The sequence below is a fragment of the Palleniella muris genome (assembly GCF_004792655.1).
GTDB lineage: Bacteria > Bacteroidota > Bacteroidia > Bacteroidales > Bacteroidaceae > Prevotella > Prevotella muris_A.
In genome coordinates this window covers 14,530-33,139 of record NZ_SRZC01000015.1, presented here as the reverse complement: position 1 = coordinate 33,139, position 18,610 = coordinate 14,530, and the positions used below count along the sequence as shown (strand labels likewise).

The following is an 18,610-nucleotide window of genomic DNA, read 5'->3' as shown; positions in this document are numbered from 1 at the left end:
TTTGCATAATTAAAATATTTGATATAAATTTTTCTTTGGCAATCAGGTTATACTAAGGCATGGAGTAAGGCTGAATTGGTGTCAGGTAAAACGCAAAATACATCTCTGAATGTGTACGCAATGCCCGGATGTTCCTGTGCAGAGAACCGCGTTAGCGGTTTAATATAGTAGCCGTGGGCGTACCCACGGAATACAGTAACGCTCTGTGCGCGACCGATTTATCGGTCGAATAATTGGGAGTGCCGCAAGGCTGTTCGACCGATAAATCGGTCGTTGCCCGGTGCTTGTATCACAATCCGTGGGTGCTACCCACGGCTACTTTCTGGTCACCGCTGACGCGGTTCCCAAGCCCCCCTTGAAGAAAAATCTCATAAGATGGGGATATACAAGAACTGTGCTGCTTGTCATTGTTTTTTTTTACCGGACAATAATAAATTACTCTACAGCCTTCACAATGCAACGGGATGCCAAAGCCTACGCCGTAACTGCTGCATAAGGAGAGATACTGCCACTCTGCATAACTGAAAATAGGGACAAACTGAACTCAGTCTGTCCCTACTTTCTACATTTCAGTCTATATTATATATTTATTTGATTATCGAAAGAACCTGCTTTGCAAGAGCGTTCTCAGGGTCAATCTCCTGAAGTTTCTCGAAATAAGGCTTAGCGGCTTCATTGTCATTCTGTATCTTGAAGAAATAGATTCCAAGGTACTGGCAAGCCTCTACGATACGTGCCTTGTCGCTGTTGTCCTTGATGCCGGCAGCACTGATAGAGTTGAAGAGAGCCTCATAGTATGGACGTGCAAGTCCGAGTTTCTGGTCCGGGTCGATGATAGAGCTTGTACGAGCTGCCATGAAATTGGAGTAGTCAGCAGAGTTAGGGAACTTCTCAATCATGTCCTTATAGATGGCGAGTGCCTTGTCCACGGATTCCTTCTGCTCTGCACCGGTCTGCTCTGCAGCCATGTTGCGGTAGATGTTTGCGAAACCTGCATAGTCATTTGCACTTGCCTTAGGATTGAGCTTCAGATACTCCTCGTAAGTTGCAAGTGAGTTGACAAGGTCGCCCTTTGCCTTGTAGCAGTCAGAGAGGTCCTTCAAAGCTGTGATTTTCTGAGTCTCGGAAGTACAGCAGTCTATCTGCTTCTTGTAGTTTGCGACAGCGTTGTCAAGGTCGTTGATGCCTTCGTATGCAAGTGCGGCATACTTATAGTCCATTGGTGTGAACTTTGCCGTGTCGCTCTCATTGAAGAGCCTGTTTGTGTACTTCACAGCATCCTCAAACTGCTTCAACTCGACAGAGTTGTACATTGCAAGACGGTTGTAGCCGGCATTGCGTGGTGTGGACTTGAGACCGAACTCTGCAATCTTCTTTGAGAGGTCGTTCTTCTGTGAAGCGAATGCTACAAGGGCATACTCTGTCATGTAGTATGGCTCCAGCTTGGAAAGGTCTTCGAGCTGAACCTTCTGGTAAGCCTGAAGGGCAAGCGGCATATAGTCAGAGTTCTTTGTTGCAGACATATAGTAGATGTGTCCTGCCTCTGCGTCAACAGGATAAGTAGGATCTACAGTGCGGAGCTGCTCAAGTGTCTGGACTGCCTGCTTTGGGTCACGGCCACGATAGATGAAAGCATACTTCTTGTATGCCTCAGCTGCCTTCGGGTTGAAGTATATGGCATTCTGATACCAAGCAGCTGCATCGCCCGGATTATCATTGTAGACCTCAAGGTCACCAAGAAGGATATAGCCCACGGCTGTCTTGCCTTCCTTCAACTTTTTCTCTGCATCAACGGCGAGATTGGCATACTTACGTGTGTTAAGGGTGTCCTTCACATCAAGATAAGCACGGCCGACCTTAGCCAGACCTGCTGCGTTTTTCTTCCAGTCCTTGACATCCTTGACAAGGGATTCCACCTCTTTCGGGGACTGTCCGGACTTAACTGCTTTCACTGCTTCATCAAAAGACTGAGCCATTGCTGAGCCACTGACAACCATCAGGGCACCAGCCAAAAGATATTTCATTGTATTCATAAATCTTTATTGTATTAGCTTGGTTATTTATATTTGTGTTAGTGATTTATCTTACTATTTTAATTTCCGTATGCAAAATTAGGACTATTTTTTGAATGTGCAAAACATGTGTCAATATCCGGCATAAAAGTGTCAACAAATGGAGACATATCCCAAACCGCACTTGGCGTTTCGCTTTTCCGCCTTTCCACACCTGCTGTTCTCTTGCTCCGGACTAATCTGTCTGCACCTTGCGCCATTGCAAGTCTCCACGATAAGGAAGGAGTGCTGACTTGAGGACAATCTTCTGCCCTATCGGTGACTGCATGAAATTGGCAAAGCCGACAGGAAGACCGTGATATGGGTCTACCAGCAAAGCGTAGACAGTGCGTGCGAAAGGATAACGACCGTCAAGGAGGTACAGCTGATATGGCTTCCATGAGTTCATTTCATCTGCCTTCTTGCCTTCAACTTGGCAAACAGACATGACATTTATGTTCTTGTTGAAGGTGACATTTGTCGTGTCACGCTTGTCATTAAGCCAGTTGCTGCCGATGATTCCAATGGCGTTCTTCGTTTTCTCGACATAGTTGATGACCTCCGCACTTGTATTTACGGCTGTTATGTTAGGGCTGTTGATAGGCTTTCCTCCAAGGATTGAGTCTACAGCCCAATGGACTGCCGCTGATTTCGCGTTATCAAAAACAACGTCTATTTCACCCAACTTGGAGCCCTTGTTAACCTCATTCCAGTTACGCACCTTACCACTGAGGATGCGTTTGATGTCGTTGACATGTATGCAGGAGTCAACATTCTCCTTGTTGATTATGAATGCAAGTCCGTCATAACCGAGAGGGAAATAGCGTGGCTGCAAGCCGTTGGACTTGAAGAAGTTCAGTTGCTTGGCACTATAGTTGCGCGCAGTGATGATGAGGTGAACCTTTTGCTCCATCAGGGCATTGAACGCATCAAGCTCGTTTGTGTACTTCGGAGTGACTTTCGCATCCGGATAAGTGGCATGGAACACCTTTATCTCTTCATTGATTATGGGGCTGAAACTTTCATCGCACATTACAACCATCTCTCCGGAAGCGTATGTGTCGGTTCTTCCGTTAGCGGATTTCTGCTTACATGCTCCAAGAACCATCAGAGATGTAAGGACTATAAGGGATGTATATATTATTTTCTTCATTGTTTATGTTATTATATTTAAGGATAACCTATCGTACATCAAGCATTCCTCCACTTAGGGAAAGTTCCGATTGCCTGCATCTTGCAAGCTTCTGTCTTGTACATACAGCCTGACTCATTTCTGCCCTATACTGTGTATTCGTTACTGCGAATAACAGATTCTTCCATACATAAACTGTTAGTCATTCTTGGACTTCGGCAACTATATTTGCAGAAAACCAACAATGCAACTGTCAAGAACAAAGGTTTGTCAGCACTTGTGGCGAATATGCATTGACTTCCGTTGACAATGAAGAGTAGAGGAAAACCCCTCTTTGAGAAGCCTCGCCCTACTCTTCATATATTACATAGTTTTTATATCACATATTACTGGAGACGGAATACAACCGGTACGAAGTACTTCACACGAACAGGTGCGCCGTTCTGCTTACCAGGAATCCACTTAGGCATTGACTTGACAACGCGCTCTGCCTCACGATCAAGTGATGGGTCAACAGACTTCATTGTCTTAACGTCAGTCACACTACCGTCACGCTCTACGACGAACTGGACAGTAACACGACCTGAAATGCCATTCTCCTCAGCAACTGCAGGGTACTTAACGTGAGAAGAAAGATACTGCATAAGGGCAGCCGGACCACCAGGGAATGCAGGCATCTGCTCTACTACATCGAACACCTTGTTCTCCTCCTCATGCTTAGGAGGTTCAGGTGCAGCGATTTCCTCGACAGCCTTGAGGACTGTACCGCCCTCTTCGTCGTTACCCTCAACAGTGAAGGCACCAACGGCTGTCTTACTTTCGTTAAGTTCTTCCTGAGTCTTCATTTCCTCCTCAGGCTTCACTTCAGAGTCCTTCTTGATGACAGGTGGTGTGAAGGCAATAGAAGACTTGACCTTCTCTACCTGCTTAACCTGCTCAATCTTTGGAGCCTCAGTCTTTTTCTCAACCTTAGCTTCCTTCTTCTGCTCAAGGAGAGATGCCTCCATCTCAGCCTCGAACTTGGCTTTCTGTGATTCCTGATAAGAGTTGTACATTGAAAGGCCTACATACGCCAACGCAGCAACGGCAGCAACGAACACCATTGACCATAGGTTACGTCTGCCTGTACCTTTACGCAACTGGTAAGCACCATAGGCCTGATTGCGACCTGAGAAGACAATCTCAGTCCAATCGTTTGAAATAAGATCTATTTTTGACATAGTTCTGTTCTTTCTTTTTATGGTTTAACAATTTGCCATATCACAGATTACTTGATACCGGCTGCGTTCAGAAGACGCATGTCGTCATCATTAACCTGGTCAATAACATACTTACCGATTGCGCAAATCTGCATTTCATCAAGCGCGTCAACAAGGTTCTTGTATGAAGCTGTGTCCATAGCCTTGATGATGATTGTAAGAACCGGAACCTTGCCGGTCTCAAGCTCACCATTCTTGATTTTAGAAAGACGTGCGTTATACACAGAGTCTGTCATAGACTTGTCTTTTGCGCGCTCTGCATCAAGAAGGGCTTTGGAAGCCTTGATGTTCTTTACAGGTGTATAGCCTTCTTCTGTCTTGTGGTTGATAAGCACATCACGGAGACCATCAGCTCCCCATGTGGTCTTTTTCAGACAAGCAGGGTTATCATATTCAGGAATACCGTCAACATGATATACAGCATCATTTCCTGCAAGATACAGTGTGATAGTCTGTGACGCTTTTGTTGCACCACGATCCTGTTCTGCGACATTCTTATCGTTACTTGGCATCGTCAACTGCATTGACTGAGGCTTGCTCAAAGATGTACACAGCATGAAGAAGGTGATAAGCAACATCATCATATCCACCATCGGAGTGAAGTCCACTCGGGTCTCCGCTTTTTTCTGGCGGCTAGCTTTTTTCTTTGCCATATTATTCGCCCTCCTTCTTTAACGATGTTATAAGATAGTAACGGTTCTCACTCATGTCCTGGAGTTCAGACATCATCTTCTTGACAACCTTGTAAGGTGTCGCTGCATCAGCCTTGATGGCAATCTTCATGTCAGAACCGAATGATGAGTTGCGAGCTGCATCCACCCAAATCTGGAATTCGCTCATACCACCATTGATACTGTCAGTAGGGATACCCATCTTCTTCTGCAGTTCGTTGATGTCGGAAGCCTCATGCTTGAGGACATTTGACATTTCTGATACCGGCATACCGAAAGATGCGAGAGCTACGAAATTCTTCACCTGCATAGGTGCAAGATCAAGACCAGTCACCTGTCCCTGAACGTTCTCAAGCATTTCCTTCATGTATCCAGGCTTGTCCAGACCGAGGAATATCTTGCCTTCCTTGTCTACAAGGATCTGCAACACCTCTGTTTCCGGGACTTTGATTTCTGACACGGAGCCAGGTGTATTGACCTTCACGGCTTCATTCTTCACGAATGTTGATGTCAACATGAAGAAGGTGAGGAGAAGGACCATGACATCTGACATCGGGGTCATATCAATCCAGACGTCGGCTTTCTTAATTTTTACTTTACCCATAGCGATAAAAGTTTTAAAGGGTTAGTAAAAAGATTAAGCCTCTTCGTGGTTAGCCTCGTATGTCTTAGCAATTGTGTAACCAACCTCGTCAAGAGCGTAAGTAAGCTTATCGATCTTGTTAGAGTAGAAGTTATAAGCAATAACAGCACACCAAGAAGTCAAGATACCTGATGCAGTATTTACGAGGGCCTCAGAGATACCTGTAGAGAGTTCGAGAGAGTCACCGCCACCACCGGCTGCGAGGGCTGCGAATGACTTGATCATACCCACAACGGTACCGAAGAGAGCGGTCAGAGTACCAAGAGTAACGAGAGTTGCAAGGATAGGCATGTTCATCTGGAGAGTTGGCATCTCAAGCTGTACAGCCTCCTCGTGAGCCTGCTGAATCTTAGAGATCTTCTGCTCCTTCTTGATGCCTGTTGCAGTCTCCATCTCCTTGTAAGTCTTGAGAGATGCAGAAACAACGTTGCCTACAACACCCTGCTGCTTGTCGCAGAGCTGCTGAGCCTTAGCGAGGTCGTTAGCTGCAAGAGCTGCCTTCACATCCTGGACGAACTTAGCGAGCTTGCCCTTACCGTGAGCTGTTGAGAGTGCGAGAGCACGCTCTACTGAGAGAGCAACCACGGTGAAGAGGAGTGTGATAATCACAGGAACGACGATACCACCTTTGTAGATTGTACCGAGAAGGTTACCTGGAAGAGGAGCGTTTGCGTTGTCACCGCCCTGGAAATTGTCCGGGTTGCCGAGTACGAACTCGAAGAAGCATACACCTGCGATGAAACAGAGTACGATAATCCAAATCGCTGCGCGAACACCTGTGAAGCCCTGCTTCTTCTGAGCAGGAGCTGCTTTCTGTGAATTTGCCATAATTGATTTTTGTTTAGATTTAATTATAAATATTGATTAGAAATAAGTTTCCACAATTGTTTTTCCTCGCAAAGATACGCAATTTATTAGAATAAACTGCGAGTTTAAGGAATTTTAACCACGTTTGCAGTCAAAAAACCTTTTTACTATTTGAGTAATGCAAGGCTTTCCTTTATTCTGCGCATTGCCTCCACGATGTTCTCATCACTTGTGGCATAGCTCATACGGAAGCATTCAGGCGAGCCAAATGCATCACCGGCAACTGTTGCCACATGTGCTTTTTCAAGAAGATAAAGTGCAAGGTCGGTAGATGTGCGTATCACATTGCCTTCATATTCCTTTCCGAAGAAACTTGAGCACTTGGGGAACAGGTAGAATGCTCCCTGCGGGTCATTGACTTCAAGACCCGGGATTTCTTTAGCCAATTTTACGATAAGGTCTTTGCGGCGTTCAAAAGCCAGGCGCATGTCCTCCACACACTGCTGGTCGCCGGCAAAAGCCGCCTCTGCGGCCTTCTGTGAAACAGAGCATGGACCGGAAGTGTACTGTCCTTGCAGCTTGTTGCATCCCTTGACAATCCATTCCGGTGCAGCAATAAAGCCTATACGCCATCCTGTCATGGCGTAAGCCTTTGACACACCGTTAATGACCACCACACGGTCCTTGATGTCAGCAAACTCCGCCATAGAGGCATGCTTGCCCATATAATTTATATGTTCATAAATTTCATCCGCAATGACAATCACACGTTCATGCTTCATAAGCACATCCTTCAACCCTTCCAGTTCTTCCCTACTGTACACCGAGCCTGTAGGATTCGACGGAGAACACAGTATGATTGCACGTGTCTTTGGAGTGATAGCAGCCTCTAACTGTTCAGGAGTGATCTTGAAATCTTGTTCTATAGAGGCTTCCACGAAAACAGGCGTACCTTCTGCAAGAAGGACCATCTGAGGATAAGACACCCAATACGGTGCAGGGATAATAACCTCATCACCGGAATTGACAAGTGCCATTATTGCGTTACAGACAGACTGTTTGGCACCATTGGAACAAAGAATCTGAGACGGCTCGTAATCAAGACCATTCTCATTCTTCAACTTGTTGACAATAGCCTTACGCAATTCCGGGTAGCCCGGCACCGGGCTGTAGCGGCTCCAGTTTTCCTCAACAGCCTTGATTGCGGCAGCCTTGATATGTTCGGGAGTGTTGAAGTCAGGTTCACCTACACTGAGATTGATGACATCAATCCCTTGCGCCTTCATCTCAGAGCTCTTCTGTGACATAGCAAGAGTTGCTGACGGTGCCAGACGGTTCAAGCGTTCTGATAAATTTGACATAGCAATTCCGTTTTTACTTATTGTTATTTTGTTAATCTGTGCAAAATTAGTTATTTTTATTCATTTTGGCGAATATTTGCTCCACTTTTCTGTTTCTCTTTTATTCTTTTAACGTATAACCACAAAAATGGCTGACACTCGCATTCGCAACTACACAGCACAGCCATGGCGGCAAGCATCCGGGACGACATTTTACAGCACAGCCATCCCCTCTATCCTCTTAATCACGGCATCATTGAGTTCATGGATTTTCTTCAAGTCAGCAAGCAGTCGAAGACGGAAGCGCCACATTCGCAGATACAGGAAAATTCCGACAGGGAAGAGTACGAAAGCCACAATATTCATCCAGCGTCGGTCGAAAGGACGCGTATGTGCTTTTATTGAAACAACAGGATACTGCCTCAACAGTTTCATTACCCCTTTGTCGCGAGTGTTCCCAAGGTCTTCTATAACGCTGTCCAGTTCCAAAACTATACGTTCTATCTCCCTGTCAGGGACATATACGAAGAACACCTTTATTATATTAGGCATCAGCCACAGACGATGCGCCTGATTATAGCTTGCAACATCTTCCGTGACCTGTTGCAGCCTCATCTTGTCACTTGCATAATCCGGTTCTTCTATGATGACCTGCTTCATTGCAATGCGCCTCTGCAGCCTAAGTCCCAAAATCTTCCTGAAAGCGTCGACATACATATCCATGTTGAACACAACGGAATCCTTATTGGCCTTATACGTGAAAAACACGGCAGTAGGGATTAAGACTGTTGGTGCTATGCCTTTGGCAAACCATACGGGCCAGTCACCTATTCGTGCCATGCGGAAGCCTGTATTGTCCAAGATGTAAAAGACAATGAAGACAAACACAGAGATTATCACAGGTACACCAAGACCACCCTTTCGGATAATAGCACCGAGGGGAGCACCTATAAAAAAGAAAATAAGGCAGAGTGACGCTGTGGTAAACTTGTTTGTCCATTCAAGATAATGTTCACGCACAACTTGGTGGCCATTCTTCGCCATCAGCCCTCCAAACGAAAGAAAATCCTTCGCCATCCTCACCTCACTGGCGGTCTGCGCCATGACCGTACGCTGCTCCTCAGCAGAAAGGTGGGAATAGACGCTGTCCGGGTCATATGCCTTGTTGCCTGCCTTTGCAAGACGCGACCCGGTAACAGTATCACGCTTCTCCGGCATATATTTGGAGAAATACTGCCTGTCCATATCCCTCTTCACCGCCATGCCAACACTGTCGATGGCATGCCGTGTCTTGGCAAGCCCCTCCTTTATGGCATCGATACTCTTGCCACGGGCATCACCGGCAAAGACATTGTCATCGACCTCCAAATCGTCATTATAGTCAAGGACTATGCGCTTGTCCATGAAAGTCTCCCTGCGGTAAGGGACATTTGAATTCCCGGCCAGCTCCTGTGACTTCATGTTCTCGAACCATTCGCCGGAATGCAGTGTAAGCACAATATGGTGCTTGTCTGCCGTAGACTGCAAGCGCCCTGAGTCTGCAAGTATTATCGCCGCATCCTCAAAAGAGTTTGTCATGCGGTAAATCATCACTCCGTACAGCATGCCTGTCCCGACATCTTTCTTCTGGACATAGAGGTTGCAGCCGGGAATGCCATCATAAAACACACCTTCCGGGATTTCCAGTTCCGGGCTCTTCTGCCTCATCGCGACAAGAAGCTGTGCCATCTTCTTATGGCATTCCGGTGCGATGTCATTCTGGAAGAAATATGAGCCGGCAGTGATAAACAGTGCTATCACTATCAGCGAACGGAACGCCTGCATGAGTGATATGCCAGCAGCCTTTATCGCCGTCAGCTCCGAGCTTTCGCCAAGATTGCCAAAAGCGATCAATGATGACAACAGAATGGCAAGAGGAATGGCCTGCGGCACAAGCATCAGACCCATATAGAAGAAGAATTTCGCCAGCACATCCAGCGAAAGCCCTTTGCCTATCAGCTCATCAACATAACGCCACAGGAACTGCATCATCAGCACAAACTGGCAGATGAAGAACGTTCCTGCGAAAAGCAGTCCGAATTGCTTGGCTATGAATATATCGAGTTTCTTTATTCTGAACATAGAAAAATCGCACGCCTCAGTACGTACGTTGTATATATATTTTCAGGGTGCAAAGTTAGTAATAAAATCTCGAATAAAAGAAATTTTCAATATATTTGATAAAAAAAACAGCAAAACTCTTTGCCAATTCAAAAAAAAGTCGTACCTTTGCACTCGCTTTTAAGAACAAACGGTATGGCGGGATAGCTCAGCTGGTTAGAGCGTCGGATTCATAATCCGGAGGTCGAGGGATCGTGCCCCCCTCCCGCTACAAAAAGGAGTTGCAGGTTTGCAGCTCCTTTTTGGTTTTATCCACTTCTAAGACAGCCTTCGGAAAACCTTAACTTCAATCATTGTCATTACATTACAAAGCCATGGATGACAAAATGAAAGATAACCTTTGATATTGCAAAAGGTAACGTTTTGCCTTGCGAAAGGTTACCTTTTACCAAGCAAAGCGTTATCTTTCGCATAACCAACAGCATTTTAATATTCATTAATTCCTCCATTCACCAAAAGCGCCGAAACACCCACCATTTTGCAATCAACAACAGTCACTTTGCTTGCAAAATGTCAAAATTAGGATTCTCATAATATGAGAGCCGTTTTATTGATCCGGTAGAAACTTAGTTGGATATACACTTGTGATGTGTGTCCGACCTCCGAAAATGTGGCGGAGCCACACTTTTAGAGAGTTGCTGACATGAGTAGGGTTATTTAAAAACTCAAACCAACTCCCCACTAAATTTCTACTGAGCCGTCTTATTGCCACAATTTAACCGCAATTTAGCCACACACACTCACACACCTCCTCCTTACCTTGCGTCCCGATTAATCAAAAGAAAATGAGGTTGAAACCTTACGATTTCAACCTCATTCCGTTTCAGGGTGCCCGATGGGACTCGAACCCATGACATTCAGAACCACAATCTGACGCTCTAACCAACTGAACTACGGGCACCATTTATGTCTTTTGCTATCAAGAAAGAAAATCAAAGCCACTCTGCAACATTTTCATTCCCTTATCTCAAAAGCGAGTGCAAAGGTAGTCATTTTTTTTCAAATGACCAAATAATTCTACGCTTTTTTTCTTTTTCTGCTTAATTTACCTTAATATTTATGCATTTATGAACCTTTCTTTACAAACATCAAAGTATATTCCGGCATTCCTTCGGTACAGGGGCTCTGCCTTCAGACTAATCATAACTTCTGCGTTTAAGCCCTATCATGGTTCTGTACCATATAAATTTGAGAACTATTTTGTGCTTATGAGGGCAGTAATTATCCATAAGGTACGGGCGAACGCAGCGATATGCTTCAGAAAAGCTCAGATTACGATTCTTGATTGTCGACTTACAGTAAGTATACTTTGACTTTTTCATTACACTCTTTTCCTTATCAGTGAAAGGACGGACAGGCAACCCTTTTGCTTTCTCAGCAAATAACTGCTTCAGTCCGTTTTTCACACCGTCAAGGATGATGTATTCTTTAAGACGGGACATTCCACGCTTATACAACGCTTCTATTTGTTCATCGGTCAAAGTTATTGTCTTTATTACCGGAAGACAATCTTTCCATTTTGCATGAAAAGCAGCAAGCCCTTTGCCAAAAGAAGGAGTGTATGACCCTATGGACAGATGTTCCAGCAATACATCAGGACATATCATGACTTTCTTTCCAAGCTGGTGAATCTGCATGCATATATCAGTATCGTACATGTGGAAGCCATCATAAGTGACTTCGTCAAACGAAATCTTTTCAAACAATTCTTTCCTAATACAGAACCATACCCCGTCAAGCGTTGCAACTTCAACAGGCTCGGTTATCTTCCGGTTCGCTTTATGCGGAGAATCATGCGGAACATAATACTTGCTATCCTCCTCTATGGTATTATATCCCTGTATAAGATTCACAAGGCATTTACCATACAGCCGCCAATCACTTTGAGAAAGTATTGCATAGCCACCGGCAACACCGATAATACCATAATCATCATTAGTCAGCCATTTGGTGATTTTCATCCCCCACTCGTTAGAATGGAAAAGAATATCCTCATGCATGAAACAGAGTATGTCTCCCATCGCTTTGCGGACACCAAGATTGTACGCTTCAAAAATATTATATGTGTTTTCTGTATTCTCTATATGAATCAGTTCATATTCACAAGCACCGATAGTCGCACGAATATTATTCAGGAGCTCTTGTGAAAGTGACGAATAACGAGAACAGATTATAATGGAAATCATATGTGTATAATCAATATTTTTATGGTGACAGTGATTAAACCAAATAAGGCAAACATTTCAAGCACAGTACAGGATGTGTTATATGACGGAACAAGAGCGAGCGGAGCTTGCAGCGTTCTTCTTTGTTCCATTTCCTGCTCTTCTGATTTTTTAGAAACACATAAAAACTGCGGGCTTCTATGAAAGAACGGTGCCCCGAGATGTAATCAAGTTCATTGGTTTCCAATTCTTTCGCACTCATTGCATGCTTCCATTTTGTAAGATAAAGGCGTAATGTCGCATCACCCCACGCATCCGAAAACACACCATCGGAGAGATGCTCCAGCCATACCGTTCCGCAGACATAGTTGCGATACCCCTTTGCCGATGCCTGCAGGGAAAAGTCTATATCATAGCAATGGAAACCGTCAAGCATATCTTCGTCAAAAGGAATCTCCGCCCAGACATCACGCCTTACAAAGATGCATGCTCCATCCAACAGCAGGCAAGGACGGAAATCTCCTGTCCCCTCATCACTTCTACGCACTCCCTGAACTTTGTCTGTCCGGATGAAATGAGACCGGTTAAGTCTTGGCAACACATTCCATCCTGACGGCGACTTGCTCTTGTAGACACTGCCCATAAAGCCTATGACACCAGTATCTTTCTTTCGCAGTTGTGCTATAACAGACTGTCCCCAGTCATTTCCATGGAATACCACATCCTCATGTAGGAAGCAGAGATACTCATAACAGGCTTTTCCTGCACAATGGTTATATACAGTGCAGATGCCTTTACCCCCCCCTATTTTTTCCCGGTTGTCTTCTATGATAAACTCACATGGCACACCTATCGTCTTCCGTACATTCTGCTCTACGGCAGAAGCTTTGACAGGGTCAAGGCTACATATTATAAAAGTAATCATTTCTGGTTATCTATAATTAAAATCTATTATCGGCCTTCAGCGTTTGCGTGGTTTCATTGTTATGATTGGCACAAGCATTTCCTCCATGGAAATGCCCCCATGCTGGAATGTATCCTTGAAGTATGACACATAATAATTATAGTTATTCGGATAGGCAAAGAAAGAATTGCCGGTAGCGAACACATAATTTGTGGAAAGATTTGGAGACGGGAGCTGAACCCTGGCAGGCTCCTTGACAATGAAAATATCCCTTAACAAGTCCTTCTCCTTTGCTCCGCCATTACCGTTTGGCAGAATGTTAAGGTTCTTGCCGAGCTTATAACGCAGATTGGTATTAGTGTTCTTGTCACCTATAATCTTTACAGGCTTGCCACAGCGTATCGAGCCGTGGTCTGTAGTAAGTATTATCCGGTAATCACTCTGTGCCAGCCTGCGGAAAAGTTCTGCAAGTACAGAATGGCGGAACCACGACAGCGTTATTGAACGGTATGCAGACTCATTGTTGGCAAGCTCACGCACCATCTTTGACTCTGTCCTCGCATGTGACAACATGTCTATGAAGTTGACAACAAGGACATTCAGGTCGTTCTGAGAAAGATTGGGCAGCTTGTCAAGGAATCGTTCTGCTCCCTGAGAGTCATTGACCTTGTTATAAGAGAACGAATAATCCCTTCGGTATCTTTCTATCTGTGTGCGTATCAGCGGTGCCTCGTTGAGGTTCTTACTTTCCTCACTATCCTCTTCTATCCATAGTTCCGGAAACATCCTCTCTATCTGCTCAGGCATAAGTCCTGAGAATATGGCATTACGTGCATATTGGGTTGCTGTAGGAAGTATTGTGAGGTACATGTCCTCATCAATGTCAAACATATCACCTATCTCTTTTGACAAAATGCGCCACTGGTCATAGCGGAAATTATCCACAACAATAAAGAACACTTTTTCCGGATTGGCAGGCGATGATGATTTGCCATCAAGCACAGGGAAAATGTATTTACGGAAGATGTCCGGTGACAGCACCGGACGTCGGTCATAATCGAGGAATGTCTTTGGCTCCACCCAAGACATGTAGTTCTGCTTTATGAACTTCGCGAATCCTGCGTTTGCCTCTTCTTTCTGTGAAACAAGCATTTCCGTCATCTGCGAATCTGTCTCTGACAAGTCCAGTTCCCAAAGTACAAGACGTTGATAGACGGCTTTCCAGTCAGCAAGTGTGCGACACTCCATTATCTGCATGGACAGTTGTCCGAACGACTGCTGATAATGGGTCTGTGTAACTTCCGTAACTATCTCACGACAATGGATATGTTTCTTCAATGCAAGAAGAATCTGCGAAGGATTGACAGGCTTGATAAGGTAGTCGGCAATCTTCTGCCCTATAGCTTGGTCCATGATATTCTCCTCTTCGGATTTGGTTACCATAACGACAGGAGTGTGTGGCTGTACAGCCTTTATTTGCTGAAGAGTTTCAAGACCGGTGATTCCCGGCATCATCTCATCAAGCAGAATCAAGTCAAACGTCTGCTGCTGACACTGCTCTATGGCGTCAGTACCATTGGACACGGTAATGACCTCATAGTCTTTCTTTTCAAGAAATATTATGTGGGCTCGAAGAAGTTCTATCTCATCGTCTACCCAAAGAATTTTGCCGTTAGTCATCTCTGAATTTAGTCTGTTATAAGAAGTTACATTTGAGCACTACCATCAGAAGCCGTCGAAGTCAAAGTACTCGTCATCGTTTTCGACCGGCTCCTTTGATACCTTGCCACTATTGGAAGGGGTATCGTTCTTCACTGCATCCTCGTCGATAATCTCAAGAATATCGCTGTTGATGTCCATACGGACAGTGTTGCCGTTGTTCTGCTGCTGTTGCGTCTTTTCCGTTACAGTATTTACTGGAGTTTCCGCCTTTGCAGGGTTCTCCTTAGGCTGTGTGACAACCACACCTTCATTGCCTGTAGAATCCTCCGGGACTGCGTCATCATTCTTTATCTCCGTTGACGGGCTGTCCTGGATTTCCTGTGATTGTCCACTCTCCGGACTTGGCTGTTCAACAGGGACAATGATACCGTCATCATTGTTTGGAGCTTCTTCTGTTGCAGGAGTTTCGGTAGCAGCGTCTGTCACGATCTCCGTAGTTTCATTTTCTGCCGGGACATCTTCCGGCACAATGATACCGTCATCTTCACCGGTTGCAGGAGAAGTTTCCTCGTCTTCACTATCATCCTTTTTATCGGAATCCGGTGTCAATTCAGGATCATACTGTTCAGGTGAGACTGTCTGCTCCTCAAGGACAGCTATCGACGGTCTTGGCAAAGGAGCGAAATGTTCAGAATAGAACTTGTCATAATCATTATAGCTGAACTGCGCCCCAAGGAGCGGAAGATTCGTCCTGCTTATGACAACATTGCGACTGCCCTTGGCAATGGTCATGATTGAGGTGTTGCGGTAAAGTTCACGGGCATACACAAGTGCTTCGCCAAAGTTACGGAAACCACTGACGGCAAGGCGGTGCATGTCGCTGAAATTCTCGATTTCGATGTCGAAATTGCGCACAAGGTAGCTTGTGAAGTTATATTTCGCAAGACTGTACAGCAACTGGTTCTCGTTGAGCGAATCAGGGTTGTACGTCATAAGGAATATGAACTCCTCGTCAGGGTTTGCAGAGAACGAGACTGTTGTGTCAGCATCCTCGGTCAAAACCGTAGAGCGGTAATCCCAAATGTTGGCGATGTCAAACTTCGCACCTCTCAGTTTGCGCCCAGCCTTGACACCATTGATTATCATTCCGGCAAGCGGGGAGACCTCACTCTGCGGATATTCACCGACAACACGCTCCATGGCATGGAGGCAACTGTCAGCATCGCCCTGGTTCAGGCGCGTCATGCCGCCCACAAACAGGAACTTGTCCCTGTGTGCGCCAAGCGGATAACGCTGCTCGGAGACACGACTGTTGCGCGACATCGTCACGAAATCATCCGCCTTGAATGCCTCATAGGTCTCTGCATACAGGGAATCTTCCTTATGAGTGCCATAACGCATGTTATCGACGAAGTTCGGGTCATTGACAATCTTTGACCATTGCGAATCCGCATAGCGTTCCGCCAGCAGACTCCTGTAAATCCCTGCCTCTGAAAAGTCTCCTTTGCGTGAATACAAAAGGAACAGATGATAGTACAGTTCATCGTTCTTCTCAAAATCAGGAAAATCCCTTGTAAGGCGTTTCAGTTCCTTTTCCGACAAAGGCAGGTTGTCAAGTTTGTCTTTGAAAATCACACCGGCATTGAAGAGAGCATCGGAAAGTATCTGATTGGAAGCAGCAAGCTGCTCTTCAGTAAAAGGAATCTGTGCAAGATAATACTCGCGCTTGTGTGGGTCAAGAGCAGCTGAATCAGACTTCTCCGCCATGTCATCACCGGCTGCAACAGAGTCAGTGCCTGCCACACCAACACTGTCAGAGTCCATTCCTGCCTCGCCCTCATTTTCCCAAGATGCCGAAGCCACAACGGTCTTGTTGGCACGCTGCCAGTCATCGGCATTCTCTCGCTTGCCCCATTGGCGGAAGAAGAGTTGCTTTCCCTGCTGCACAGCCATGGGGTTATAGAAATAGAACGTGCTCGCCTGACCAAAAGCCGGCGATTGAGGTGTCTTCTGTGTCGTGTTGCCAGCTACGTTTCCTTGGGCAGCATTCTTTTGCGCCTCCTCTTCAAGTTTGTTAAGACGCTCCTCCTTTTCCTTCTTTTTCAAAGCCTCAATGACACGGTCGATGGCTGCATTGCGCTCTTTCTCATTCATTTTCGCAAGGCTTTGCAGAGAATCCTGCAAATGTATGTTGTCTGTATGCGGTGCAAGAATGTCAAGTATCTTTGAACGTTCTGCCAACTGCTCATAGTCAGGGCGGTCCTTGTCAAGCAGACCTATCGCCTCACCATAGCACCGACGGGCGTCGCCAAACTTCTCAACAGCCCAGTAAAGGTCACCGAGATGCAACAGCAGCACACCTTTCTCTATGCCTGAGCGTGTCGCCTCCCTGTTTCCTTTCTCGTATGCAGCAATGGCGTTTATGGTGTCTTTCTCGGCAAGATAGACATTTCCCATTGCATAATACACTTGGTCAAGATATTCCGCATTCTTGTCCGAGCGCGCCATGGCTTTGAGTTTTCCGATTTTTGATTTCGCCTGGTTGTGCGGCAGAACCTCCGTCATGGCTATTCTCGCATTGAATTCGAGTTCGTAAGGCGGATTCTGACGGATGCAACGGCGGAAAGCGTCATAGGCCTCCGTGCCTTTTCCCAAAGCGGCGTACACCTGTCCGAGGATGTACCATTCACGGGAACGCTGCTTAGAGCGCATCTCGTGGCGTATGACCTTGCGCAGATAAACCGCCGACTGCTCAAGGTCACCGGTGCGGAGGTAGTAGTCGGCAAGAGTGTAGTCCCACTCCTTCCTTGCGCGCCAGTCTATCGAGTCACGCGACATGTTGCGTATGACATCCTCTGCATCATAGAGCCAGTCCTGCTCTATGTAGCATTTTGCCAGCCATGCACGTGCCTTGCCATAAATGGCAGGCTGTGTCCTGTACAGTCGCGACATGTACGAGAAAGTCGCGGCTGCCTCATCGAATGCTCCAATATGGAACTGTGAGCGTCCCATAAGCATCCAAGCCTTCCACAAGAACGGGTTATATTCGCGGCGGTTGAGCCACTCTATGTCGCGTTCTGTCTTCTTGCGGCTTTTTGTCCATTGGGGGCGTTTCTTTATGGAATGCTGCTTGATGGCCTTCTGCGCCTTGGTCACAGCAGTCTCAAAGTTAGACTTACCAAGTTCACGGCTTGCCTTATTGCCGACATAGTAGAGTGGCAGCATCTCGGTGTAGTTGTCCTTGTTGCCGTTCTCCTTTTCCAAAGAGCCTTCAATGTATGCCTGAGAGCCGTTGAAATACGTATTGTACCTTGCATTGAAGCCATGCCACCAGCGTGATGCTGACGTATTCTTTTGAGTGGAACATCCCTGTAAGCCCACACACACAAAGACTATTGCAAGGATAACCGACGCCTTTGAGAGCAGCGCAATGAGCTCATCCTTCAACTGATTAGGGAAGTTTATGTTGCGGAGGATAAGGCTGCGGTTCCACCCTGCCACTTCATCCTCCTTCAGTGTGTACATGACATCGGCAAACTCCTCCACTTCATCATCGTCGTAACTGTCGGAATCACGCCCCTGAAACCTGTCAAGCTGCTCATCATCATAGTATTCTATGTCCTTGACAGCCGCCTCAAGCATGCATTCCTGCTCACATTTTGCATTCTCACCGGTGCATGTGGCACATGTCGGCTCGGCATTGACTGGTTGCTCCTTGCCGCCTTTGGCAAGAAGTCCCAAAATGGCGCACAGCGCGCCAAGCACAAGTATGGAGACTGCAAGTATTAGCAATGGAGTGCCGGATTATTGTTTTTG

Annotated in this window: 12 protein-coding genes and 2 tRNA genes; 1 reads left to right on the top strand and 13 read right to left on the bottom strand. The window is 46.0% G+C overall.

Annotated elements, in window-relative coordinates; translation table 11 throughout:
- Positions 1–587 precede the first annotated feature (587 nt).
- The 8 genes from E5358_RS09690 to E5358_RS09655 all read right to left on the bottom strand — a co-directional run bounded on the left by E5358_RS09690 (position 588) and on the right by E5358_RS09655 (position 10,024).
- The gene (locus E5358_RS09690) at positions 588–2,033 is read right to left on the bottom strand and encodes a tetratricopeptide repeat protein (RefSeq protein WP_135939988.1); all 1,446 of its coding nucleotides are present in this window, start codon (positions 2,031–2,033) and stop codon (positions 588–590) included.
- Between the two features lie 214 nt (positions 2,034–2,247).
- Positions 2,248–3,204, bottom strand: a complete 957-nt coding sequence (locus E5358_RS09685) for a PstS family phosphate ABC transporter substrate-binding protein (protein ID WP_135939987.1) — start codon at positions 3,202–3,204, stop codon at positions 2,248–2,250.
- Positions 3,205–3,569: 365 nt separating this feature from the next.
- Positions 3,570–4,403, bottom strand: coding sequence for an energy transducer TonB (locus tag E5358_RS09680; protein WP_135939986.1), 834 nt, complete (start codon positions 4,401–4,403; stop codon positions 3,570–3,572).
- 47 nt (positions 4,404–4,450) lie between these two features.
- Entirely contained in the window at positions 4,451–5,095 is a 645-nt protein-coding gene (locus E5358_RS09675) for an ExbD/TolR family protein (protein WP_135939985.1), read from the bottom strand.
- Position 5,096: 1 nt separating this feature from the next.
- Positions 5,097–5,717, bottom strand: coding sequence for an ExbD/TolR family protein (locus tag E5358_RS09670; RefSeq protein ID WP_135939984.1), 621 nt, complete (start codon positions 5,715–5,717; stop codon positions 5,097–5,099).
- A gap of 33 nt (positions 5,718–5,750) precedes the next feature.
- Positions 5,751–6,584, bottom strand: coding sequence for a MotA/TolQ/ExbB proton channel family protein (locus E5358_RS09665; protein ID WP_135939983.1), 834 nt, complete (start codon positions 6,582–6,584; stop codon positions 5,751–5,753).
- Positions 6,585–6,730: 146 nt separating this feature from the next.
- Positions 6,731–7,924: a pyridoxal phosphate-dependent aminotransferase gene (locus tag E5358_RS09660; protein ID WP_135939982.1), complete on the bottom strand. Its 1,194-nt coding sequence runs from the start codon at positions 7,922–7,924 to the stop codon at positions 6,731–6,733.
- 192 nt (positions 7,925–8,116) lie between these two features.
- A complete protein-coding gene (locus E5358_RS09655) occupies positions 8,117–10,024 on the bottom strand; it encodes an LptF/LptG family permease (RefSeq protein ID WP_135939981.1) in 1,908 nt (635 codons plus the stop codon).
- Between the two features lie 176 nt (positions 10,025–10,200).
- Between E5358_RS09655 and E5358_RS09650 the strand changes: the two genes are divergently transcribed.
- Positions 10,201–10,274 (top strand) — tRNA-Met (locus E5358_RS09650).
- A 616-nt stretch (positions 10,275–10,890) separates the two neighbouring features.
- Here the strand turns inward: E5358_RS09650 and E5358_RS09645 are convergent.
- From E5358_RS09645 to porW, 5 genes are all read right to left on the bottom strand, one after another.
- Positions 10,891–10,964 (bottom strand) — tRNA-His (locus E5358_RS09645).
- A gap of 235 nt (positions 10,965–11,199) precedes the next feature.
- Complete coding sequence (locus tag E5358_RS09640) at positions 11,200–12,249, bottom strand: glycosyltransferase (protein ID WP_135939980.1); 1,050 nt, start codon at positions 12,247–12,249, stop codon at positions 11,200–11,202.
- 34 nt (positions 12,250–12,283) lie between these two features.
- Positions 12,284–13,153: a glycosyltransferase gene (locus E5358_RS09635; RefSeq protein ID WP_135939979.1), complete on the bottom strand. Its 870-nt coding sequence runs from the start codon at positions 13,151–13,153 to the stop codon at positions 12,284–12,286.
- 36 nt (positions 13,154–13,189) lie between these two features.
- Positions 13,190–14,812, bottom strand: a complete 1,623-nt coding sequence (porX, locus tag E5358_RS09630) for a T9SS response regulator signal transducer PorX (RefSeq protein WP_135939978.1) — start codon at positions 14,810–14,812, stop codon at positions 13,190–13,192.
- Positions 14,813–14,857: 45 nt separating this feature from the next.
- A complete protein-coding gene (porW, locus tag E5358_RS09625; protein WP_277821245.1) occupies positions 14,858–18,586 on the bottom strand; it encodes a type IX secretion system periplasmic lipoprotein PorW/SprE in 3,729 nt (1,242 codons plus the stop codon).
- Positions 18,587–18,610: the final 24 nt, after the last annotated feature.